The following is a 23,689-nucleotide window of genomic DNA, read 5'->3' on the forward strand; positions in this document are numbered from 1 at the left end:
ACGACGTGTCCATAGCCGGTCTCGTGTCGTTGCGCCGGGGTGATGACAGTTACCGGCGGATGCTGACCAGTGTGGCTGAGGGGTTTGTGCAGGGGCTGGGCGTGGACTGGGGGGTGTGCCTGCCGCAGAGCTGTCCGGTCGGGCTGCCGACGTACGCCTTCCAGCACCAGCGCTACTGGCTGGACGTCCCGCAGCTGAATGCGGACGCAGCCTCGGCCGGCCAGCGCACGGCGCAGCACCGCGTCCTCAGCGCGATCGTCGCTCCGGCTGACGAAGACGCACTGGTGCTGACCGGCAGGCTGTCCCTCCAGACTCATCCCTGGCTGGCCGATCACGCGGCGCTCGGCCGGGTGTTGATGCCCGCCACCGGCTTCGGCGAGTTGGCGCTGTACGCGGGCGATCAAGTCGGCTGTTCGCATGTGCGCGAACTCACCTTCGAAGAACCGCTGTTGCTGTCCGGCACGGGCGCCGTGCATGTCCAGGTTCTGGTGGGTACCCCGGCTGACGAGACCGGTGCGCGCCCGGTGAGTGTCTACTCGCGTCCGGAGAGCGACACCGACCTCGCGACCGCCGGGGCGCTGTGGCGCTGTCACGCACGAGGTGAGCTGACCCACGACAACGCGTCAGGCGACGAAGCCGAGTTGGGCGGTGCGTGGCCGCCTCCCGGCGCCGAGCCGATGCCCGTCGAGGAGATGTACGAGCGGGTCGCGGCGATGGGCTACGAGTACGGCCCCGTGTTCGCCGGAGTGCGGGCCGCCTGGGTGCTGGGCGACGAGGTGTACGCCGACGTAGCGCTGCCCGACGACGAATCGCTCGACGGCTTCCTGCTTCACCCGGCGCTGCTCGACGCCTCTCTGCACCCGGTCCTGTTCTCCGGCGCGGGCAAGCCAGCCGCGGCCGACAGCGAGCAGGGCGTGGAGCTGCCGTTCGTGTGGTCCGGCGTGGAGCTGTACGCCACCGATGCTCGCGCTGTGCGGGTGCGTTTGCGGCCGCCGAGCCCGGAACTGCCGTCCGTGACGGTGGCCGACCCTACCGGCGCGCCCGTGTTCAGCGTCCGCGAGGTGGTGATGCGTCCGGTCAGCGCGCGGCAGCTGGGCCAGGCGATGGCGGCAGGCGACGGGCTGTTCCAGATGAACTGGGTCGACGCCGAGCTCACCGGCGACGATGACAACGGCGGGCTCACCGGCGAAGGCGCCGGTGCCAATGCCCGCGCCGGTGCTGCGCAATGGCCCCGGATCGACCTCCCGCAGGGCGGTGAACTGGGCGACGACCTCCTGGCGGGCGCCGTCGTCCAGTGCACCGTGACCGGGAGCGCCCCCGACCTGGTGACTGCCACCCACGCCTTGACCGCGGACGTACTGGCCTTGGTGCAGGGCTGGCTGGCGGCCGACACAGAGGCCGGTGCCGCTCGCCGCCTGGTGCTGGTGACCCGGCACGCGGTCGCCGTCGACGGCGACGAGGGCGTCGGCGACCTTGCGGCCGCCGCCGTGTGGGGCCTGCTGCGGACCGTCGAAGCCGAGCATCCGGGCCGGGTGACGGTGGTGGACATTGATGACGATCCGGTGTCCGCGGGGGCGATACCGCAGCTCGTAGCCGCCGGCCACCCGCAGTCAGCCGTGCGCCGTGGCCGGGCTCTGGTGCCGCGGCTCGCCCGTGTGGGCACCAACGGCAGGCCCGCCCGCGCCACGGACCAGTCGGCACCCGTCACGGACGAGGCCGTGCCCGCAACGGACCGGACCGCCGCAAGCGCGGACCGGACCGCCGCAGGCACGGACCGGACCGCCGCAAGCGCGGACCTGCCGACCCCCGGCCTGTGGGGGACTGGCACCGTACTGATCACCGGCGGAACCGGGATGGCAGGCGGGGTGATCGCCGAGCATCTCGCCCGGTCCGGCGCCCGGGATCTGCTGCTGGTCTCCCGTACCGGCGACCGGACGCCCGGCACCGAGGACCTGGTGGCACGGCTGGCCGAGTACGGCGCGGCCGTCCACGTCACCGCCTGCGACGTGGGCGACCGGGAGGCGCTGGCGACCCTGCTGGAGGGCATCCCGGCCGACCGGCCGCTGACTGCGGTGATCCACGCGGCGGGCGCACTGGACGACGGTGCGGTGAGCGCGCTGACCACCGCGCAGCTCGACCGGGTCCTCGCGCCGAAGGTGGACGCCGCGTGGAATCTGCACGAGCTGACCCGCGATCACGACCTCGCGGCGTTCGTTATGTTCTCCTCGCTCACCGGCACCCTCGGCGGCCCCGGCCAGGGCAACTACGCCGCGGCGAACGCCTTCGTCGACGCACTCGCCGCCGACCGCAGGGCGAACGGGCTGCCCGGCGTGTCGCTGGTCTGGGGACACTGGGCGCAGACCAGCGCCATGACGAGCCATCTCCAGAGCGACTACCTCGCACGCAGCGCGGCCCGCGCCGGCATCAGGTCGCTGACCGCCGATGCCGTGCGGACGTCGTTCGACGCGGCCATGGCCGACGGCCTGCCGGTGCTGCTGCTCACCGAGTTCGACACCGCCTCCCTCGCCGCGCAGGCGGCGGCCGGGACGCTCCCCGCGACCCTGCGGGGCCTGGTGCGCGTACCGGTGCGGCGTGTCGCAGCCGCTGCGCCGAGCGGTGCCAGGTCGGCGCTCGCCCAGCGGCTCGCAGGCATGGACACGGCGGCCCGCGAGGAACTGCTGCTCGACCTGGTCCGTACCCATGTCGCCGCGGTGCTCGGCCACAGCGGACCGGACGACATCGTGCCCACGCGGCCGTTCGCCGAGGTCGGATTCGACTCACTGACCGCGATCGAACTCCGTAACCGGCTCGCCGCCGCCACGGGCCTTCAGCTGCCCGCCACCACGGCGTTCGACTACCCGGCACCCGACGTGCTCGCCGGCCGTCTGCTGACACGGCTGCTGGACACGCTGGACGACTCGCCGCAACCGGTCGTACGGGCGGCCGGGCGGTCGGTTGCGGACGACGACCCGATCGCGATCGTGGCGATGAGCTGCCGGTATCCAGGCGGCGCCGACTCGGCCGAAGATCTGTGGCACCTGGTGGTGTCGGGCACCGACAGCATCGGGCCGTTCCCCAACGACCGCGGCTGGGACGTGGAGGGCCTGTACGACCCGGAAGGAGAACGCCCGGGTACCTGCTCCACGTCGGAGGCTGGCTTCCTGTCCGGAGTCGCCGACTTCGACGCGGCGTTCTTCGGTATCTCGCCGCGCGAGGCGCTGGCGATGGACCCGCAGCAACGGCTGTTGATGGAGACCGCGTGGGAGCTGATGGAACGTGCCCAGATCGACCCCGCCGAACTGCGCGGCAGTGACACCGGTGTCTTCATCGGCGGTGGGTCGCAGGACTACGGGCCGAGGCTGGGCGAGGAGAGCCAGGGCGTCGAGGGCTACCTCCTGACCGGCACGGCCAGCAGTGTCGCCTCGGGCCGCGTCGCGTATACCTTCGGGTTCGAGGGGCCGGCGGTGACGGTCGACACGGCGTGCTCGTCGTCTCTGGTGGCGTTACACATGGCGTCCCAGGCACTGCGGGCCGGAGACTGCTCCCTGGCCGTTGCCGGCGGTGTGACGGTCTTCTCCAATCCCGGCGTGTTCGTCGAGTTCAGCCGCCAGCGCGGGCTTGCGCCTGACGGGCGCTGCAAGTCGTTCGCTGCGGCGGCCGACGGCACCAGCTGGGGGGAAGGAGTCGGCCTGCTCCTCGTGGAGCGGCTGTCGGACGCGCGGCGGCGGGGCCACCCGGTGCTCGCGGTGGTGCGTGGGTCGGCGATCAATCAGGACGGTGCCAGTAACGGCCTGTCGGCGCCGAACGGGCCGTCCCAGCAGCGAGTGATCCGCCAAGCGCTGGCGAACGCGCACCTGACCACCGACGACGTGGACACGGTCGAGGCGCACGGCACCGGCACCCGCCTGGGCGACCCGATCGAGGCGCAGGCGCTGCTGGACACCTACGGGCAGGGACGCTCGGCGGACCATCCGTTGTGGCTCGGCTCGATCAAGTCCAACATCGGGCACACCGCTGGTGCGGCCGGGGTCGCCGGGGTCATCAAAATGGTGATGGCGATGCGGCACGGTCTGCTGCCGGCCTCGCTGCACGTCGACAGCCCGACCCCGTTCGTGGACTGGTCGAGCGGTGCCGTGCGGCTGCTCACCGGTAACGAGCGGTGGCCCGACCGGAGCAGGCCGCGCCGCGCCGGGGTGTCCTCGTTCGGTATCAGCGGCACCAACGCCCACGTCATCCTCGAACACGTACCCGAGCCCGCCCGTTCCGAGGAACCAGCTCAGACCACCCGTTCCGACGAGCAGGCCGAGTCAGCCGGTGCGGGATCCACGGCGGTCCCGTGGATCGTGTCGGGCCGTAGCCGCGCCGCGCTGCTCGCGCAGGCCGCCGCGCTGGCCGAGTTCGTGGCCGCGAACCCGGACCTTGACCGGACGCGGGTCGCGGTGGCGTTGCTGAAGACCCGATCGACGTTCGGGTGGCGCGCCTGCGTGCTCGGATCGACGCGTGAGGAGCTGCGCGCCGGGCTCGACGCACTGGTGCACGAACGGCCCGACCCCCGGCTGATCTGGCACAAGGCGCCGGTGGCGGGCAAACGGCGCAGGACCGCGATGCTGTTCGCCTGCCACGCACCGGGCGGCGACGTCCCAGCCGGTGAACTGCCCGGACGCGAGTTGGTCGCGCACTTCCCGGTCTTCGCGCGGGCGTTCGACGAGACGCGCGCGGCGACCGCCGGTGTCGCGGGCCGGGCGGCCGCGCGGTTCGCCTTCGAGGTGGCGTTGTTCCGACTGGTACGTGAGTTCGGCGTCCAGCTGGATCAGCTGACGGGTGACGGGATCGGCGAGATCACCGCCGCCCATCTGGCCGGAGTCCTCGATCTGCCGAGCGCCTGCGCGCTGCTGGCGGCGTGGCCGGCGAGCCCGAGCGGTACGCCGGGCCGCGCCGCTGAAGTTGAGCGCTTCGCGGAGGTCGCCTCTTCGCTCACGTACCACGCGCCCGGCACCCCTCTGTGGGCCGATGGCGCGGACATCACCACTGCTGAGCACTGGAGCACGCTTCCTGACGCACCGTCAGCTGTTGCGGAAGGCGTCGAGCAGTTGCAGCGAGACGGCGTCTCCGTCTTCCTCTCCTCGGGACTCGACGACGCGCTCACCGGCCTGGTGGATGAGGCAACCCGTGACTCGCGCGGCGCCGTGTCGACGTTCCTGATCCGATCGGCGAAGACCGAGCCTGAGAGCATTCTGACCGGGTTGGCGACGCTCCTCGTTCACGGTGTGCCGGTGGACCTGGAGAAGGCGTTGCCCGCTGACCCGGCACGTCCGGTGGAGCTGCCGACCTACCGATTCCAGCGGCGCCGCTACTGGCTGAGCACCGCATTGCCGAGCGCCACCGTGGACAAGACCCACCCGCTGCTGGGCCGGCAGGTCGAGCTGGCCGACCCGTTCGCGCACTGGTACGCCCAGTCACTGACCAGCGTGCGTTCCGCGCTCGTGGACACGCACCCGCTGGTCCATTCCCGCGCTCTGTCCGCCGCGGCGGTCATCGAATGGGCGGTGGCCGCCGCACGGGCCGAAGGCGCCCACCCGCACGGCCCCGGTTATCTGCGTGACCTACGGTTCACCGCGCCGGTGCCCGTGGATGCGGGCCGTACGGTCGAGATGCAGACCAGAGTGGCGGGCGCGGACGGCCCGGTACACATCAGCGGATACGGGCGGTCGCCGGGGGACGCGTGGGCGGAGTGCCTGACCGTAGCCGCAGCCGGCCCCCTCGCCCCGCTGGACGAACCGTCGACCCCGGCGGACGAACCGTTGACGCCGCCGGACGAACCGTCACGCCGGGGCGTATCGCTCACGTATCCGAAGGGCGGCGTCAACAACACCGAGTGGTTGTCCCGTACGGCTGATGAAGCGCTCGCGCTTGTCGCCGCACCGGAGGGCGGCAACGACCCGGCGTGTGTCCTCAACACCGCCGTGCTGGAGGCGTGTCTCCAAAGGGCCCGTGTCTTCGCGGAGTCCGCGAACGGTGTGGGCGGTGGGGGTGGCGCGTGGGTGCCGGCAGTGGTGGAACACGTCGACATCTGGGCTCCCTTGCCCGATACGGTTTTGTGCCACGTCCGGACGAGCGACGGCGTCGAGCCCGGCGAACACTCGGTCGACCTTGAATTGATGTCGGAAGCAGAGGAGCCACTGATGACACTGCGAAGGCTTTCATACCGACCCGCTGACACGTCCCAGCCGGCCCCGCGTTCCCGGACCGAGCGGGCATGAGCGCGCAGGGAGTACAGGAGCCGGGACAGGAGTCCTCGCGCGGATGGGCCGGCCGGCTGCGGGCCCGCGTCAACACGTGGCGGGGCCGGCCCGGTGGCGCCGCGGTTCGCCAGGTCGGCCGGCTGTTATGGGAGACCAGCCGCCCGTTGAGCGTGGCGATCGCCGCGTACTTCGTCGTGGCCGCCCTCGCGCCGGTCGTCACGCTGATCACCCTCGGCGGTCTGGTCGGCAGAGCGACATCCGCCTACCGAGGGGGATCAGACTCGCTGACCGGCCATCACATTGTTACGTGGCTGGTGGTGGCCGCGGTGGCCTACACGGTGACGCTGCTCCTTGGTCCTGTCCAGTCGCTGCTGGAATCGACGGTGAGGTGGCGGGTCACGTACGCTATGCAGGACCGGCTCATCACCGCGGTGTCCCGCCCGGTCGGCACCGGCCACCTGGAAGACCCGAGGGTGCTCACCAGCCTGGCCATGGCGCAGAACAAGCTGCACAACCATCAGTCGGCGGACGCCCCGATGGCGCTCGTGGCCATCGGCATCAAGCAGACCACCGGGGTGCTGGCCTGCGCGGTCATCGGCTGGTGGCAGTGGTGGTTCGGGTTGGTCGTGCTGATCGCGTGGATCGCGATCCGCCGCCCGCAGCTCGCGCTGCTGAAGACACAGGCGGCGGTCTTCTCCGGCGGGACCGAGGTGATGCGTCGCGCGTTGTACTTGGAGCAGCTGGCGTCCAAGCCGACGGCGGCCAAGGAGACGCGCGTGTTCGGGCTGGGCGACTGGCTGGTCGACCGGTTCCGTACGCAGTGGATGACCGCCATGGGCGGCTCGTGGGCGGTGATGCGCCGTCAGGACCGGCTTGCGCTAAGACTGTCGGGGATCCTGCTGGTGGTGTTCGCCGCGGCCGCGATCCTGCTCGGACGGTCGGCCTACAACGGCGACATCAGCGTCACCACACTGGTGATCGTGCTGATGATGCTGTCCGCCAGTTCGACGCTGGGCACACTGTCGCTGGAAGATCTGCGGTTGCCGTGGATGCTGATGGCGCTGCCGAGCCTCGCGGGCCTGGAGGCCGACCTGAAGGCGGACACACCACCCGGTACGACCGGCCCGCCCGACGACGTGGCGGCCCGGGACATCCGTTTCGAGAAGGTGTGTTTCCGCTATCCCGGGGCGGGCGCCGATGTCTTCACCGACCTGGACCTCGTCCTTCCCGCCGGCCGGGCCACCGCGCTCGTCGGCGCCAACGGGGTGGGAAAGACGACACTGGTGAAGCTGCTGGCCCGGCTGCACGACCCGACCGGTGGGCAGATCACCGTGGACGGCGAGCCGTTGACCGCGTACACAGCCGGCGAGTGGCAGCGCAAAGTCGCCGTGGTGTTCCAGGACTTCGTCCGCTATCCGTTCACGGTGCGCGAGAGCGTCGCCTTCGGATGTCCCGAGCACATGGATGACACGGAAGGACTGGAACTGGCCGCCGAGCGGGCAGGCGCCCTCGGCGTCATCGAGAGCCTGCCGTCCGGGTGGGACACGGTGCTGTCCCCCTCGTACCCGGGCGGAGTCGACCTGTCCGGCGGGCAGTGGCAGCGCATCGTGCTCGCCAGGGCGCTCTTCGCGGTGCGCCACGGCGCCCGGATCCTGGTGCTGGACGAGCCAACGGCGTGGCTGGACGCCCGGGGTGAGGCCGAGTTCTTCGACCGCTTCCTGAAGATCACTCAGGGGGTGACCACGCTGATCATCTCGCACCGGTTCTCGACCATCCGCAGGGCGAGCCAGATCTGCGTCCTGGAGGGCGGGCGGATCAGCGCGGTCGGCGACCACGACTCGCTCGTCGCCGCAGATGGCGAGTACGCCCGCATGTTCGCCTTGCAGGCCGCGCAATTCGAGGAGGTTGCCCGATGACGGCCCCGACCATGGCCACCGCCCCGGCCGCCCCGTCCGCGCCGCCCGCTGTGGCTCAGGCCGCCGATGCGGGCGGCCGGCTGGCCATGATCCGCTACGCGGTCCGGCTCGGCTGGTCGGCTGCGCGGCCGCAGATGATCCGTTCGCTGGTGCTGCTCGTCGCCAGCACCCTGTGCGCGCTGCTCTACCCGATCGGCATCACGGTGACCGTCAACGCCGTCATCGACCACCAGTCGGATCGGCTGGCGGTCGGAATCGGACTGGTCGCCGTCATGTACACGGCGGGCTGGCTGCTCGTCATGCACAACGTCACCACCATCGGCCTCCTCTGCGACCGGGTCAGCGTCGCGCTCTCGGTACGGATCGCCCAACTGGTGAACGGCGTGAGCGGCCTGGAGCATTTCGAGCGTCCGGAGTATTTGACCCAGCTCACCCTCCTCGACCAGAAGCGGATCCAGTTCGCCGTCTGGCCCCGGCATGTCCTGGCGGTGCTGCAAGGTCTCGCGCAGATCCTCGGTGTCGCCGTGGTGTTCGTCGTGATCTACCCGCCGCTGCTGGTGATGCCGCTGTGTGTGCTTGCCGCCGTCTACGCCGAGCGGCTCGCAGCCCGGTGGCGTGAGCGGGCCGACGAGAGTCTGGCGACCGACCGCCGGCTCGCCGACGACCTGATGTCTCTGATCACCTCGGCCGCTTCGGCGAAGGAGATCCGGGTCTTCGGTCTGGCCGGTGAACTCCAGGGACGCCACCGGGACATCGCGCGCCGTGTACGGGTCCGTACGACCCGCGCTTCCGTGCTCAGTGGCCTCGCCGGCACCGCGGGCTGGCTGGTCTTCGCCGCGGCGTTCTGCGTGGCGATCACCGTGCTCGCTGTACGGGCCGTGCACGGCGACACCTCGCCGGGCGCTGTGGTGCTCGCGGCGATCCTGATGCAGCGCGCCCAGACGCAGACCGGACCGCTGGCGAACTCCATCGAGAAGCTTCTGGGAACGGGCGAGACCACACGCCGGCTGCTGTGGCTCGAAGGGTTCGCCGCCGCGGACCGCAGCGCCGCTGTCGGCACCGGCGGGCAGGCGCCACCGGAGCGCCTCACCGGCGGCATCACCCTGCACGACGTGCGGTTCGGTTACCCGGGCACGGCCGACACCGTGCTCGACGGGATCGACCTGCGGCTGTCGGCCGGGGCGGCGGTGGCGATCGTCGGTGAGAACGGCGCGGGGAAGAGCACCCTCACCAAGCTGCTGACCGGGATGTACCGGCCGACCGGCGGGCGGATCGAGGTCGACGGCGTACCGCTAGACGACATCGGCATCGCCGACTGGCGCCCCCGCGTCTCCGCGGGCTTCCAGGACTACGCGAAGATGCAGTTGCCTGCCCGGGAGACGGTGGGCGTCGGCGACCTGCCGCGCATGTCCGACGACGACGCGCTGGCTCGCGCCCTCGACCGCGCCGACGCGACAACGGTCGTGGAGGAGCTGCCTCAAGGGACCGAGACCCGGCTCGGCAGCACCTTCGCCGACGGGCAGGACCTGTCCGAGGGCCAGTGGCAGCGCCTCGCGCTGGCTCGGGCCATGATGCGGGAGAACCCCCTGCTGCTCATCCTCGACGAGCCGACCGCCAGCCTGGACCCGTACGCCGAGGCCACCCTGTTCGAACGTTATCTGCGGGGCCACCGTGACCTCGCGGCGCGCACCGGCGCGATCACGGTGCTGGTGTCACACCGGTTCTCCACTGTCCAGATGGCTGACCACATCGTGGTGCTCGACGGCGGGCGGATCCTTGAGCAGGGCGACCACGAGTCACTGATGGCGGCCGGTGGCCGGTACGCCGAGCTGTTCGAGATGCAGGCCAAGTCCTACCGGTAGCGTCTCGCCGGCAAGACAGCGGATCACGAGGGAACCGGGCGCACCGCGGATCACGACGGGGCCGGCGAGACACCGGATCACGGCGGGAAGGACGATCGATGACCGACTCAGCAATCGACAGCAGTGTCTGGATTCGGCGCTTCAAACCTGCGCCCGAGGCAACCAGGCGCCTGGTGTGCTTCCCCCATGCCGGTGGCTCGGCCAGTTTCTTCCTCCCCATGGCGGGGGCCTGGGGCTCCGACGTGGAGGTCCTGGCGGTCCAGTACCCGGGGCGCCAAGACCGCCGCGCCGAGCCGCCGGCGACCGATATGGGGAAACTTGCCGACGCCGTGTACGAGGCGCTGCTGCCGTGGCGGGACGACTACCTGGTGCTGTTCGGGCACAGCATGGGAGCCGTCGTCGCCTTCGAGGTCGCCCGCCGCATGGAGCAGGACGGCCGCTCCCCTGCGACACTCGTCGTCTCAGGCCGCCGCGCGCCCTCCCGCCACCGTGAGGAGTCCGTGCACCTTCTGGACGACGACGGGGTGATCGAGGAGCTGCGCAAACTGGCGGGCACCGACGCCAGCCTGCTCAGTGACGAGGAGCTTCTCCGTATGATCATCCCGGCGATCCGCGCCGACTACGAAGCGATCTCGACCTATACCTGCCCGCCCGGCGCGAACCTGCGCTGCCCGGTCACGGCCTTTGTCAGCGACGAGGACCCACGGGTGTCCTTGGAGGAGGCGCGGGCCTGGGGAGAGCACACCTCCGGCCCGTTCGACCTGGAGACCTTCATGGGCGGCCACTTCTACCTGTCGGAGCATCCTGCCGAAGTGCTGCGGCGCCTGTCCCGGATCCTCCGGGTGAACGCCGCATCGTGAGGAGCGCTCCCCCTGGGGTACGTTAGGGTTATAACCACAGGGTTCCTATGGGTCTGGAGCGTGCCATGCCGAAGATCAACGTGTACCTCCCCAATGAGCTGGCCCAGGCGGTCAAAGAGGGCGGTATCCCCGTCTCGGCGGTCTGCCAGCGGGCTCTGAAGCAGGCGGTCGACCGGGCGAACGCGACACGTGAAGCGGCGTCCGCCGACCTGGCCGCCACTGGGCTCGCCGGCTTCCCGGACAGTGACCTGCTGGTCTCCGCCATCGCTGCGGCCACCGAGCGGGCCAGTGCGGAAGGCGTGCGCACGGTGGGCACCCGGCACCTGCTCGGCGCCCTGCTCGCGAACGGCGGCAGCCGGGTGGCCGCCGTCCTCGACGCCGTCGGTGTCTACCCGGATGAGGTCGAGCGCGGCCTGGCCGGCCGGTCGGCAGACGAGCCCGGACTGCCCGGAGTGGACCGTCAGGAACAGCTCAGCGTTCCGGGATCGGAGGCCGTGGCGCTCGCGGTCGCCGAGGCACAGGCGTCGGACGGCGACGACATCGGCCCCGAGTACCTGCTCCTCGGCCTGATCGCCGAACAGGACGGGGTCGCGGGCAAGGTGCTGCGGGCGCAAGGTGCCAAGCTGACCGCGGCCCGCCAGGCCGTCGCGGGCTCGGCGCGGGCGGCCGACGCGCGGCGCCGGCCGGGCGGCGGATCCCTCGACGCGGTCCTGAACGAGTTCGCCGACGCGCTGGCGGCCGCCATCGACGAGAAGCTCGAACCGCTGACCCACCGCGTCGACCGGCTGGAGTGGCGCGGCGCCACCGGCTCCCTGGACGCGAGTTCCCCGACTCGTCGGTGATGCTGCCGCGGCAGGCCCGGTCCCACGGGGGCCGGGCCGCCCGGCCCTGTCCGCGCTGAGCGGGGGCTGTCACCGCACCAACGCCGGGCCCAGGCATGGCAGGATCGCCGTACCGGAACAGGCGACAGAGCCGGAACAGGCGGCAGGAATCTGTGACATGAGGCCGGTGACCGTTCCCCCATCAACGGTGACATGATCACGACAAGGGGATGACATGCAGGAGATCCGTGAAGCGGCGCTCGCTCCCGCAACCGAGCCGGTCGACTGGTCCGCGCTCCCGCTGCCGGACCACTTCCGCGCACTGACCGTACACAAGGACGAAGTCGGGATCTTCGAGGATCTCGCCCCCGCCGCCCGCGACCCGCGTCGCTCTCTGCACGTCGAGGACGTCGCGGTGCCGGAGCTGGGGCCGGGCGAGGTGATCGTCGCCGTCATGGCCAGCTCGATCAACTACAACACGGTCTGGTCATCCATCTTCGAGCCGCTGCCGACGTTCGAGTTCCTGGGGCGTTACGGCAAGCACTCTCCGCTGGCGCAGCGGCACGACCTGCCGTACCACATCCTGGGGTCCGACCTCTCCGGGATCGTGCTGCGGTGCGGTCCCGGTGTCACGCTGTGGAAGCCGGGGGACCGGGTGGTGGCGCACTGCCTGTCCGTCGAGCTAGAAGGGCCCGACGGTCACGACGACGCGATGCTCGACACCGAGCAGCGGATCTGGGGCTTCGAGACGAACTTCGGCGGCCTGGCGGAGCTGGCGCTGCTCAAGTCCAACCAGCTCATGCCCAAGCCGGAGCATCTGACCTGGGAAGAGGCCGCGGTCTCGGGCCTCGTCCACTCGACGGCCTACCGTCAGCTCGTCTCCCGCAACGGCGCCGACCTCAAGCAAGGCGACGTCGTGCTGATCTGGGGAGCGTGCGGAGGTCTTGGTTCGTACGCCGCCCAGCTGGCACTCAACGGCGGTGCGACGCCGGTCTGCGTCGTCTCGTCACCGGAGAAGAAGGAACTCTGCCATTCCCTCGGAGTCGAGCTGGTCATCGACCGGGCGGCGGAGAACTTCGAGTTCTGGCGTGACGAACGCGCGCCGGACCGCAAGGAATGGCGAAGGCTCGGCAGTTGCATCCGCGACCTGACCGGCGGCACGGATCCCGATATCGTCTTCGAGCATCCAGGCAAAGAGACCTTCGGCGCCAGTGTCTTCGTCGCCAAACGCGGAGGCACGATCGTCACCTGCGCCTCCACGACCGGCTACGACCACCATTACGACAACCGCTACCTCTGGATGAATCTCAAGAAGATCGTCGGCACGCACTTCGCGAACTACCGTGAGGCATGGCGGGCCAACGAGCTAGTACGGCGGGGCCGCGTCCACCCCACCCTTTCCCGCTCGTACGCACTCGACCAGGCACCCGAGGCCGTTCACTCGGTCCAGCACAATCTGCACCAGGGGAAGATCGGCATTCGCTGCCTGGCGCCCGATCCCGGGCTGGGCGTCACCGACGCCCAGACTCGCGAACGCCACCTGCCCCTGATCAACCGCTTCAGGACAGAAGCCGCCTGACCTCACAGAGACCGCCTGACCTCACGCGCCGGATGAGCGGCCGACGCTGTGCCGTACCCCCGGGTGGGTCACGGGGCGGTGGGCTGCACAGTCGGCGGAGCGACCGCCACCGGGTACGTGTCAACGGCCATTTCGTTCTCCCCGTAGTGTGAAGTCCCACGGGTTGTTGGACAGTTTGGTCCCGGTTGATGCTGGACGGTCCTGCGGCACATGTGACGGTCTCGGCACATCCTGGACGACCGTGGCTCGTTGGTCCTTCCGTGACGGAGACGCGTGATTCGGAGCCGGTGGACGACCGGCGGTGGAATGGCCGAGCACCGGTACCGGGCGGTCCTCCAGGTGATCGACGGGGCGCCGGTCGCCCAGGTGGCGCGCCAGTTCGGAGCGTTGCGGCAGTCGGTGTACACCTGGGTCGAGCGGTACCACGACGGCGGGCTGGACGCTCTGGTGGACAAGTCGCGCTGACCGCACGTCTCGCCGCACCAGGTGCCCGCCGAGGTCGAGGCCCTGGTCTGCGAACTGCGCCGCTCCTACCCTCGCTGGGGTGCCCGCCGGATTGTCCATGAGCTGGGCCGGCGCGGGCTGGTGCCAGTGCTGGGCCGGTCCACCGTGCACCGGATCCCGACCCGGCACGGACTGATCAACCACCAGGAGCAGAACCACCGCCGTGTCTACCGCCGCTGGCAGCGCGACGCCCCGACGCAGCTGTGGCAGATGGACATCATGGGCGGGGTGTTCCTTGCCAGTGGGCGCGAGTGCAAGCTGGTCACCGGCATCGACGACCACTCACGGTTCATCGTGATCGCCAAGGTGGTCGCCGAGCCGCCCGGCCGCGCGGTGTGCACCGCCTTCGCCGAGGCCAAGACCACTTACGGGGTGCCGTCGGAGGTACTGACCGACAACGGCAAGCAGTTCACCGGCCGCTTCACCAAGCCGGTCCCGGCCGAGGTCCTCTTCGAGCGGATCTGCCGGGAAGACGGCATCACCGCCCGGCTGACCAAACCCCGCTCGCCGGCCACCACCGGGAAGATCGAGCGGTTCACCGTCTGGGCCGACGAGCGCAGTATCCACGTCTTCATCGACGGCGAACTCGCCCGCACCTGAACCTGTCCCAGTTCACCGCGGCCGATCTGAAGGCGCTGGAGCAGCGCGGCGGGCGGATCGTCGGCGCCGCTCCAGCGGCGCCCGCCCTGCCCGACGGGCCGCGGGCCCCGCTCGTGGTGGAGGTCGACCGGCTGGTCGGCCGGGACGGTGACGTCGGCCTCGGCGGGCAGCGCGTCAAGCTCGCGGCGCAGCTGGCCGGACATCAGGTCACCCTGCGGTTCGACGGCCAGCTGATGCACGTGATCGCCGACGGCCGCGTGGTCAAGACGCTGCCCGCGCCCATTCCACCGGGGCAACGAGCCCAGATCAGCGGGGCCCGCAGCCCGAGCACGGCGATCAACCCGCCGTCGGCGAAGGCCCTGTGGGCTCAGAGCAAAGTGCCCGCGGACGGCGTAGTGATGGTCGGCGGCCAGCGTCTGTGGATCGGCCGGGCTCACGCAGGGAAAGCCGTGACCATCCTCATCGAGGACACCGCCTTTCGCGTCCTGGACGGCGACGTCGAACTGTCCACCCACGTCCGCACCAGCGACAAACTGATCAGGCAGTTCAAGGCGGTCGCGCGCACGAGGAAGTAGCGACTGTTCAGCATCTACCGGTGACGTCCAGCGTCTCCTGGGACCAAACTGTCCAAGATCTCGCGGGACCTCACACCGTCAGGCACGGGCAGGTGCCCGGTGGCTTCGTTGTTTCCGTTGTCTCCGTTAGCTTCGTCGGCTTCGTACGGTTCGACGCGGGCTTCGTACGGTTCAGTGTCGGTTCCGCCGACCGGCAGCGCTGCGGCCCGTGGCCGGTCGGGCAGGGCGCCCGGTGCGGCCGTCCGGTGCGGGTGCCCGGAATGGGCGCCCGGTCCTTCGACCGACGAGGTGGTGACACCCGCCTTGGCGAACTGCCCGAAGAACGAGGGGAAGGAGAGGCGGACCTCCTCGGAGCCGGAGTAGAGGTTGGCGGACTTCATGCGCAGGCCGGCCACGAACAGCGACATGAAAATGCGGTGGTCGCCCCAGTGCGAGAAGGTGACTCCTCCCGGGTAGGCTGGCGCGCCCCGCACCTCGAAGCCGTCGCATACCCCGCGCGCGTAAAGGGACTTGATGGCGACGCCGGCCCGGGACAACTCGGTGACCATGGCCTCGATCCGCGCGGCCTTGTGGAAGTGCGTGACCCGCGCGCCGGTGACCCGCAGGGTGCCGTCGACGTAGGCGCCGATGGCCGCAAGCGTGGGCACGATGTTCGGGCAGTCGGTGGCATCAATGTCGAAGGTGCCACGCAGGCTGCCACGGGGGTTGTCGACGATCAGCCGGGAAGCCGCGCGGTCGAGTGTCGTCCGCAGGCCGAGGCGCTCCAATATGGGCAGGATGGCCGCCTCACCCTGTCTGCTGCCGCCGTGCACATGGGTGAAAACGGTCCGCCCCGGATACAGGGCGGCTGCGGCCAGCAGGTACGAGGCCGAGGTGTAGTCCTCGTGCACGCTGACGTCCTTGGCGCGGTAGCGGGACGGCTCCACGCGGTAGTGCCGGTGGTCGGGGGACGCGGTGACCTGGACACCCGCCTCCCGCAGTGTGTGGAGGGTCTGTTCGATGTACGACTGTGAGTGGACCCGGCCGGCCACGTCGATCTCCACCGGGTGCTCGGCGAACGGCGCGGCGAACAGGATGGCGGTGATGAACTGCGAGCTGACGTCGCCCGGCAACCGGCAGTTGCCGCCCGCCAGTCGGCCGCCCCAGTTGACGATCGGCGCGTGGCCTTCTCGGCAGACGGACTCGATGTCTGCGCCGAGCTCGCCCAGGGCGTCGAGGAGCGGGGACATGACACGGTTGCACAGGGTCTCGTCACCGGTCACGACCGCGGGGGACGGGAGTACGGAGGTGAGTGCGGCCATGGTGCGGAAGACGAGCCCGGAGCCGTCGGCGCGGATCATCGTACGCGGAGCGTTCCCCAACGACCCCCCGACACCCGTGATGTCCAGGTACCCGTCGTGCTCGGAGATCTCGGCGCCCAGCGCGCGGCAGGCGCGCTTCATCGTCTCGGTCTCGTCGCAGCGGAGGTCGTTGACGACGCGGGAGCGGCCCTCGGCCAGTGTGCTCGCCAGAATCGCCCGCTGGGTCTCCGGCTTCGAGGCCGGGACGCGGAAGGTCCCCGCGAAGTTCTCGATCGGTTCAACCCTCAGCAGCATTCCATCTCCACGTGTTGGTCCTATCGTTGACGACGTGCCAGAGTGACGCGTGGCCGAGCGGGTACGGGGGAGACGGCGCCCGGCACCCGCAGGATCCGCTCCTGCTCGCGGGGCGTGTGACGCAGCACATCGCTCACGCGCCCTTCCCCCGCCGATCCGCATGCCGAAGGACCGGGCGTCGGCGGTCGCCCATGAACTCGACGCGGCCCGGGGCGAGCTGCCCGTCCATGACCGCCCCCTCCACCATGCCGTGTGGACAACATCACCCTAGTTACCCGAGCCGGAGATTCTTCGGTGGTGAGCGGCGACCTTGTCGAGGATTTCGGCGGCGTACTCGGTCCGGACGAAGGGCGGTGGGGTGCCGGCCGTGCGGGCAGCCGTGATCTTGCCGCGCGACCCTCAATCCTGGTCCTGGGGCCAGGCGGCCAGGGCCAGTTCCGCGGTTTCGGTGAGCTCTGTGGTAGTCGCGCCGTCCCGGGCTCGCTGTGACATGCCCTGGATGGCCGCAGCGAAGTACGCGGCCAGAGCGCGGGGGCTGGCCGCGGCGGGCAGTTCGCCCTGCCGCTGCGCGCTCTTGAGGCGTGATTCGAAGGTGACCAGGTTCGCGTTGCGCAGGTCGCGCAGGAATGCCGCAACCTCGGCATCCTTGACGGTGACGTTGGTTGCGGCGCTGATGGTCAGGCAGCCGGCTGGGTGGGAGGGGTCGGGGTAGATCGCGGCCGCCTCGCGAAGGATGCGGCGGAACGCGCCTCGGGCTGTGGGCTCCTCTGCCAGCGCGGTACCCATGAACGCGCCCACGGGGGAGAGTCCGTAGGCGTGCACAACCTCCTTGAAAAGGGACTTCTTGTCGCCGAACGCCGCATACAGGCTGCCGGGTTTGATGTCCATCGCCCGGGTCAGCTCGCCGATGGAGGTGGCCTCGTAGCCGTGCTCCCAGAACAGCCTGGTCGCGGCCGTCAGCGCCGTCATGCGGTCGAACGCCGGTGGCCGTCCTCGCTTCACACCTGGTCCACCCATGCCTCTCATTTTAGAGCGTGCGCTCAACAATGTGTACTACGTTCTTTCTGGAGTTATCGCTCAAGAAATAGGGAGGCGGGCAACAGTCCTGCCGGCAGGGGCACTTGCGGGAAAGGTCGCGCTGGTAACCGGCGGCAGCCGGGGCATCGGCCGGGTCATCGCGGAACGACTCGCGCAGGACGGCGCCGCACGCTTGAGGAGCCCGACGGGCGCGGCATCACCGACTACGAGCGCACTGTCTGGGGGAGGCGGTACGTCTCGGACGACGCGACGCTGCGCGAACTCGTGATGCCCACCAAAGGAGATGCCAAAGAGGGATTCCCGCTGCCCGAACTCGCCTCTGTCGCCTCTGTCGCCTCTGTCATATATTACGGGACTCCGGCTCGCATCCCTTCCTTCGCGCATCACTCCCCAGCCCTCAGGCACCCGGCGCCGCCGCCGCGGCCAGAACGCGTCCTGGTCTACTCCGCCGACCTCACCCGGACAAGTCCTAAGCGCTTGGCCGCAGGTTCGAGTCCTGCCGGGGACCGCGCGGTCCCCGGCTTCGGCGGGCCGTTCGCTGAGGACGACGGGGCCTTCCCCCGAAGCGTGGACACCATTTGCTATGCGGCAGCGGTCAGCGTAACTGATCGCTGTTCGAAGGCGATCGGGCTGATGTAGCCAAGCCCCGAGGGGCCTGCATCTGGTGTTGTAGCGGGTGACCCACCGCAACACCGCGAGGCGGGCCTCACGCGCCCCTGACCATCGTTTCCTTCCTTGGAGGGTCTCTCTTTCCAGGGTTGCGTTGAAGCTCTCCGCGGCGGCGTTGTCCGCGCTGGTGCCGACCGCTCCGCGCGAGCGGATCACGCCGAGCCGACAGCACACCTCCGCGAACTCCTTCGACGCGTATTGCGCCCCGTTGCCACTGTGGAAGACCGCCCCGTGAAGGCTGCCGCCCCGGGTGTGGGCGGCGGCTTCGAGCGCGTCGGTGACCAGCTCGGTGCGCATGTGGCCGGCAATCGACCAGCCCAAGAGTCGGCTGGAATGCACGTCCAACACCGTTGCCAGATAGAGGAATTGGCCATCTCCGACGGGCAGATAAGTGATGTCGCCGACGCACTTGGTGTTCGGCTCGCTCGCGGTGAAGTCCCGCCGCAGCAGGTCCGGCACCGGGGCCGCTTCCGGCTCGGGGATCGTGGTGCGGACCTTCTTTCGCAGGTGCACGCCCTGGACGCCGATGCGGCACATTACCCGCTCGACGCGCTTGTGGTTGACCCCGATCCCGGCGGCCTTCAGTTCGGCCGTGATGCGCGGGATGCCATAGGTACCGTCGGACTCCTTGTGGATCTCCCGTATCCGCCTCGCGAGGCGGTCGTCCTCCCGAGCTCGCGCCAGGCGGGCCGGGGCGGCCTTCAGCCGCCGGTAGAACCCGGACCGGGAGACCTCCAGGACCCGGCACAGCCACTTGACGCCGAACGCGCCGCGATGATCATCAACGAACTGGAAACGGCTCACCGGTTGGTCTCGCCGGCGAAATACTTCGCGACCCTCCGCAGGATCTCCCGTTCGGCTTCCAGCTCCCTGATCCTGGCCCTGAGCTGCTTGTTCTCTTCTTTCAGTACATCGTCGGAGGCTACCTCGGCAGTCTGTGCCGCCCGTGGCGAGCCGCTGGTGCCCGCCGCGTGGCCCTTGCCGGCCCGCTCGGCCCGCACCCAGTTCCGCAGCGTCTCCCGGCTGATCCCCAGGTCCTTGCCGACGCCCTCGAACGTGTTCTTCGGGTCCGACAGGTACAGCGCGTCAGCGTCCGCCCTGAACTCCGCCGGATACACCTTCATCACCATGCGTGACACCTCTTCCTCTGGACCCTCAAGGTCCAGTGTCCAAGGTGTCCACGCCCAGGGGGAAAGGCCCCTCGGCGCTTGGCTACATCAGCCCGATCGCCTTCGAACAGCGATCAGTTACGCTGACCGCTGCCGCATAGCAAATGGTGTCCACGCTTCGGGGGAAGGCCCCGGTCGGGCGTTGCCCGCTTCGTCGTCGTACGGGATGACCGCCCCACCCTGCGACGGCTCCGGTCCCGCCGTCCACCATCCCGTCACCGCGCGCCCATCTGGTCCCCTCAGGAGGGGAGCGCCGCCAGCCGGCGTCGGTCGGACGGCGAGGAGCGGCGGTCCAGGCGTTCCTGCAGGCGTACTCGGGCGGCGGCGCAGAGCCCCGCCGAGACCTGCGCATACAGCAAGGTCTCTTCCACGACCTCGCGCTGCGCTGCGCTGCCGCCAACCATCCGGAGCATCGGCAGGATACGTTCCAGTCGCTGCGCCGCCTCCGCCCAGTTCTCCTCCACCAGGTGAGCGAACGCCTCGCACAGCGGGGCGATGACCTCTCGCTGCACCTGATCGGAGTCCAGGGCGTGGGTCTGCAGCCGCCGCAGCCCTGGCAGGTCTCCCGCTGCGGTAAGAGTGATCGCGGAGTGCAGTGCGGTGAAGGCGGTGGCCGGGCGCTCCAGGATGTCAGCGGCGACCGATTCCAGCACGTCGTTGATCGGTATCCGGCCCGGCCAGTTGTCGGCCATTCGCGCCCGCCACAATAGGGAACCGGAGTCGACCAGCGCCCGGATGCCGTCGACTTTCCCGGGCGACAACTGTCCCGCCCACCTGCGCCGGACCGCATCCGCATCCTCCATGGCCAGTTCGTGCAGGGCGGCGTGCCAGGCGAAGTGGGCACGGTGCGTGCCGCCGCGGCCCTGGCCACTCAGCCACTCGTCGAGCCGTTGGCGGCCCTTGTCATGGTCGCCGCGCTCGTAGTGCACGTGTGCCAGGGCGTGCATGGCGTGCCCCGCCGCGGGTTCCGCCGCAAGGGCCCGTTCCGCCAGGGCTTCGGCTTCGTCGTAGCGGCTCTGCTCCTGGCGCATGAAGGCGAGCAGGGAAGTATGGAACCAGTGTCCCTCGTGGGCCGGCGCGGTCTCTTCCACCAGCCGGAGCGCGGTGCTGCCATCGAGATCGTACAGGCCGGAGAAGGCGATGGTCGGGACCGCAGTGGCGAGCGCCAGCCGGTCGCCCGGATAGTTCTCCAGGTGGCGCAGGAGGGCCGCATCGCCCTCCGCGACCGTACCCCGAACGCGCTGAGACACCACGTCAACGAAGGAGCGCTCGCGGTCGTCAGCACGCTCGCGTGCGCTGCGCTGAGCGTCGGCCAAGGCGCGGGGCACATCCACGTCGGCTCCGCACTCCTGCCCGATCAGTGCAAGCGCGGCGTGCGCGGTCGCGAAGCCCGGATCGAGGACGACCGCCCGCCGGAACGCCTCCGGTGCGCCGGCCCGCACTTTCAGCAGTCGGTCCACGCCTGAGCGGTAGGCGGCCGCGGCGGCGGAGTGGGTGCTGAGAGCGAGGCCGCCACCATCGGTGGGACGCCGGGCCGCGCGTCGGGCGGATGTGACATGGGCGGGGGCAGCGGCGAGCTGGCCGAGCACCGCTTCGGCCGCGGCCGCGGCCTGGACGCGGATTTCGGGGATCGCGGTGGACTCCCACAACTCGCCGCGGCGTGGTGAGCCGAGTGTCCACAACGCGCGGCTCGTCCGGCTGTCACGGTCGCGCAGCCGTCCGTTGTCAGTGGACACACCCATACCCAGCGGGCCGGGCACCACGTCGCCTCGCCGCAGCAGGTTCCGCCACAGCAGATCGGCCGTGTCCTCCAGCCGCAGGCCCGGGCCCGTGCAGTCCACCACCCAGCCCGCGGAAAGTTCACGGCCATCGGCGAGGGAGACCTTCAGCGAGCGGTCCGGAAGAGTCCGGGCGTCGGCGATCCGTCCCCGGATCGCCTTCAGCCTTCGCGTACGGCACATCCGGGCCACGCTCTCCGCCGTGGCCGGGGGCATCCGGTGACGGTGCACATTCCACAGGGAGCCGTCCTGTTCAAGGAACTCGGCACGCGCATCAACGGACAGCGACGCCCACAGTTGCGCCGTGAGCGGGCGCAACCCGTCCAGGGCGGGGCGCCAGTCGCCATGGGCGCGCATGACTCGGCCGACGTGCCGGTAGACCGCTGTGCGCAGGTCTGCCAGCGGCAGCCCCGCGAGCGGCTCGGTACAGGCCACGCTTGGCAGCGGGGTCACGGCGTGCGCCTGGGGCAGCCGTCCGCCGCGGGACACTGCGTGCACCGTTCGGCCGGGTCGGTTCAGCTGCAGGGCCACATCCACTGCGGTCAGCCCTGTTCCGATCAGTAGCACCTCGTCCGAGCGTCCCTCGTGGGCCGCGGCGTCCAGGGCGCCCGGCGTCCAGGGAGTGGCGACGAACCGTTCACTGCTACGCAGAGCAGGCGGCAGCCACGCGGAGGAGGCGGGAGCAGGACCGGTGGCCAGTACCACGCAGTCGGCGTCGACAGCCGTGCCGTCGGCCAGTTCGAGCCGGGCGCTCCCGCCTGGTCCGTCGCTCCAGCGGCACTCGATGACCCGAGTGCGCAGCCGGCGCACAGTGACTGTGCCGTGGGCCGCGATGATGGCCCGGCCGAGGGTGTCCGCAAGGTAGGCGCCGTAGCGGTAGCGCGAGACGAAGTCGGCGGCGGTGACCGTGGGTTCGCCGTGGCGGCACAGCCATCGTACGAAGTGGCCTGGGTCGTCGGGGTAACAACTCATGTTCCCGGCAGGCACATTGAGGAGGTGCCGCGGGTCGCGGGTGGAGTAGGCGGTGCCGCGGCCTGCTTCCCCCGCCGGGTCGATCAACAGGAGTTCCAGCGGGACCTGGCGGCGGACCGCAGTTTCGCAGAGCTGGACGGCGACCAGAGCGCCGGCCGCACCCACTCCCACGATGGCCACCGATCCCCGGGGTGTTAACGACGTCATGCCATGCCTCCTGTAGGCCAGGCCGCTTGGTCGGATGGGCACGCCCTTGCGCGTTGTCGCTCTCGCCGTGCGCGGTGGACGTCTGCGCTGGTGCCGCGAAGAGCGGCTGACGGACCGCGGACGGCACGGCCAGTACAACATAGTTCATCATTTTCATGCACTACACACAAGAGTTGTGGTCTCTTGCCAGATATCCCTTTCGGTAAGGCCACCAAAGGCTTGTGTCACGCTCCGTGCGGGTGCCGACCGGCGTCGAACTTGCATGAGAGCCGTCAAAGCCCCTGCGGGTATGAGAAATTGGCCGGATGCGGATCACGGCAAGGACGGACTATGCGGTCCGGGCGATGGCGGAGTTGGCGGCAACCGGCGACGCGCCCCTGACGGCCGAGCAGCTGTCGACCCGTCAGGACATCCCGGTCCGGTTCCTTTTCGGTATTCTGCGGGAGCTGAGACTGGCCCATCTGGTAAGCAGCGTGCGGGGTCCGCAGGGCGGATTTCTGTTGGCTGCAGCGGCCGACGAGATCAGCCTCGCAGATGTGATCCGGGCGGTGGACGGCCCGTTGGCCAAAGTGCGTGACCTGAGCCTCACCGACCTGGAGTACCCGGGGGCCGCCGTTGTGCTCCCGGATGTGTGGCGGGCCGTGCGCACCAGCCTGCGCCAAGTATTGGAGACCACCACGCTTGCCGACCTGGCCCGCGGTGAGTTGCCGGACATCGTGCGTGAACGGGCGCAGCAGTACACCGCCGATATTCGCCACTACAGGCAGTGATGAATTACGTCACCTGAAGGAGATCGTTTCGCGGTCACCCGCGGCTCGTCCGGCACCAAACGCTCAACGTCGTGTGCCACTGGAGAAGCGACCGACTCTGCCGACCACATCAACGCTGTACATGCGCAGCGCCTGTTCAACTCGCACAGGCGTAACCGGTGGCTCTTCGGCGACCGGGAAACCGAGGCTGTGCTGCGGGCAGTTCGGGCGTGCCCGGATCGCAGGCAAGCGTGGCACCCGTCCCGAGCGGTACGAGACGGTGACGGTCGTGATCGGAGACGAGCCGGGCGAGCTGGCCCGGCTCCTCACCGACGCCTCCCGCGCCGGAGTGAACGTCGAGGACGTGCACCTCGAACACTCCGTCGGTCAGCTGACCGGGCTGGTCCATCTAGCCTCGATCGTTCATGAGTCCTCGTCGGTTCGTTGACGGGGGCTTCGTGCTTGCGCGGTGCGGTCTTTTCGGGGTTGGGACGGGTTGGCGGCCCGGCTGTCGCGTCGGGTGGGCGCCGGGTTCCACTTTCCCGGTGCGGTG

The 23,689-nt window shown here is 70.0% G+C and carries 11 protein-coding genes and 2 pseudogenes; 9 read left to right on the forward strand and 4 right to left on the reverse strand.

All coding sequences use genetic code 11. The features are described 5' to 3' along the window. Nucleotides 1-71 precede the first annotated feature (71 nt). The 7 genes and pseudogenes from ACFVUT_RS36750 to ACFVUT_RS36780 all read left to right on the forward strand — a co-directional run bounded on the left by ACFVUT_RS36750 (nucleotide 72) and on the right by ACFVUT_RS36780 (nucleotide 14,959). Nucleotides 72-6,260, forward strand: a complete 6,189-nt coding sequence (locus ACFVUT_RS36750) for a type I polyketide synthase (protein WP_389660781.1) — start codon at nucleotides 72-74, stop codon at nucleotides 6,258-6,260. After that, the gene (locus ACFVUT_RS36755; protein WP_389660783.1) at nucleotides 6,257-8,158 is read left to right on the forward strand and encodes an ABC transporter ATP-binding protein; all 1,902 of its coding nucleotides are present in this window, start codon (nucleotides 6,257-6,259) and stop codon (nucleotides 8,156-8,158) included. Before ACFVUT_RS36750 ends, ACFVUT_RS36755 begins: the two co-directional genes overlap by 4 nt. Further along, a complete protein-coding gene (locus ACFVUT_RS36760; RefSeq protein ID WP_389660785.1) occupies nucleotides 8,155-10,020 on the forward strand; it encodes an ABC transporter ATP-binding protein in 1,866 nt (621 codons plus the stop codon). Before ACFVUT_RS36755 ends, ACFVUT_RS36760 begins: the two co-directional genes overlap by 4 nt. Nucleotides 10,021-10,118: 98 nt before the next feature. Further along, the gene (locus ACFVUT_RS36765; RefSeq protein WP_389660787.1) at nucleotides 10,119-10,880 is read left to right on the forward strand and encodes a thioesterase II family protein; all 762 of its coding nucleotides are present in this window, start codon (nucleotides 10,119-10,121) and stop codon (nucleotides 10,878-10,880) included. A 65-nt stretch (nucleotides 10,881-10,945) separates the two neighbouring features. Continuing rightward, nucleotides 10,946-11,722 (forward strand): Clp protease N-terminal domain-containing protein, encoded by a 777-nt coding sequence (locus ACFVUT_RS36770; protein ID WP_389660789.1) that lies wholly within the window; start codon nucleotides 10,946-10,948, stop codon nucleotides 11,720-11,722. Nucleotides 11,723-11,936: 214 nt separating this feature from the next. Continuing rightward, nucleotides 11,937-13,280 carry a crotonyl-CoA carboxylase/reductase gene (gene ccrA / locus ACFVUT_RS36775; protein WP_389660791.1) on the forward strand — a complete coding sequence of 448 codons (1,344 nt, stop codon included), beginning with the start codon at nucleotides 11,937-11,939 and terminating at the stop codon, nucleotides 13,278-13,280. 306 nt (nucleotides 13,281-13,586) lie between these two features. Continuing rightward, a pseudogene (locus tag ACFVUT_RS36780) lies at nucleotides 13,587-14,959 on the forward strand (helix-turn-helix domain-containing protein). Between the two features lie 14 nt (nucleotides 14,960-14,973). On the opposite strand, the gene aroA reads toward ACFVUT_RS36780, so the two are convergent. The 4 genes and pseudogenes from aroA to ACFVUT_RS36800 form a co-directional block, all read right to left on the reverse strand. Further along, nucleotides 14,974-16,554, reverse strand: a complete 1,581-nt coding sequence (aroA, locus tag ACFVUT_RS36785) for a 3-phosphoshikimate 1-carboxyvinyltransferase (RefSeq protein ID WP_389660793.1) — start codon at nucleotides 16,552-16,554, stop codon at nucleotides 14,974-14,976. A 399-nt stretch (nucleotides 16,555-16,953) separates the two neighbouring features. Then, complete coding sequence (locus ACFVUT_RS36790; protein WP_389660795.1) at nucleotides 16,954-17,580, reverse strand: TetR/AcrR family transcriptional regulator; 627 nt, start codon at nucleotides 17,578-17,580, stop codon at nucleotides 16,954-16,956. A gap of 593 nt (nucleotides 17,581-18,173) precedes the next feature. Continuing rightward, nucleotides 18,174-19,391, reverse strand: a pseudogene (locus ACFVUT_RS36795) (IS3 family transposase). A 278-nt stretch (nucleotides 19,392-19,669) separates the two neighbouring features. Next, on the reverse strand, nucleotides 19,670-22,387 hold the full coding sequence (locus ACFVUT_RS36800; protein WP_389660797.1) for an FAD/NAD(P)-binding protein: 2,718 nt from the start codon (nucleotides 22,385-22,387) through the stop codon (nucleotides 19,670-19,672). 305 nt (nucleotides 22,388-22,692) lie between these two features. Between ACFVUT_RS36800 and ACFVUT_RS36805 the strand changes: the two genes are divergently transcribed. Beyond that, the gene (locus tag ACFVUT_RS36805; protein ID WP_389660799.1) at nucleotides 22,693-23,157 is read left to right on the forward strand and encodes an RrF2 family transcriptional regulator; all 465 of its coding nucleotides are present in this window, start codon (nucleotides 22,693-22,695) and stop codon (nucleotides 23,155-23,157) included. A gap of 268 nt (nucleotides 23,158-23,425) precedes the next feature. Next, nucleotides 23,426-23,584 carry a hypothetical protein gene (locus tag ACFVUT_RS36810; RefSeq protein ID WP_389660801.1) on the forward strand — a complete coding sequence of 53 codons (159 nt, stop codon included), beginning with the start codon at nucleotides 23,426-23,428 and terminating at the stop codon, nucleotides 23,582-23,584. The last annotated feature ends 105 nt before the right edge of the window (nucleotides 23,585-23,689 follow it).

The organism is Streptomyces sp. NPDC058051, from assembly GCF_042885475.1.
Classification (GTDB): domain Bacteria; phylum Actinomycetota; class Actinomycetes; order Streptomycetales; family Streptomycetaceae; genus Streptomyces.

Excerpts from the sequence above, each read along its gene's own strand:
- ACFVUT_RS36760 (WP_389660785.1), top strand. The coding sequence starts at position 8,155 with ATGACGGCCCCGACCATGGCCACCGCCCCGGCCGCCCCGTCCGCGCCG.
- ACFVUT_RS36790 (WP_389660795.1), bottom strand. The coding sequence starts at position 17,580 with ATGAGAGGCATGGGTGGACCAGGTGTGAAGCGAGGACGGCCACCGGCG.
- ACFVUT_RS36800 (WP_389660797.1), bottom strand. The coding sequence starts at position 22,387 with ATGACGTCGTTAACACCCCGGGGATCGGTGGCCATCGTGGGAGTGGGT.
- ACFVUT_RS36770 (WP_389660789.1), top strand. The coding sequence starts at position 10,946 with ATGCCGAAGATCAACGTGTACCTCCCCAATGAGCTGGCCCAGGCGGTC.
- ccrA (WP_389660791.1), top strand. The coding sequence starts at position 11,937 with ATGCAGGAGATCCGTGAAGCGGCGCTCGCTCCCGCAACCGAGCCGGTC.
- ACFVUT_RS36805 (WP_389660799.1), top strand. The coding sequence starts at position 22,693 with ATGCGGATCACGGCAAGGACGGACTATGCGGTCCGGGCGATGGCGGAG.
- ACFVUT_RS36755 (WP_389660783.1), top strand. The coding sequence starts at position 6,257 with ATGAGCGCGCAGGGAGTACAGGAGCCGGGACAGGAGTCCTCGCGCGGA.
- ACFVUT_RS36765 (WP_389660787.1), top strand. The coding sequence starts at position 10,119 with ATGACCGACTCAGCAATCGACAGCAGTGTCTGGATTCGGCGCTTCAAA.
- aroA (WP_389660793.1), bottom strand. The coding sequence starts at position 16,554 with ATGCTGCTGAGGGTTGAACCGATCGAGAACTTCGCGGGGACCTTCCGC.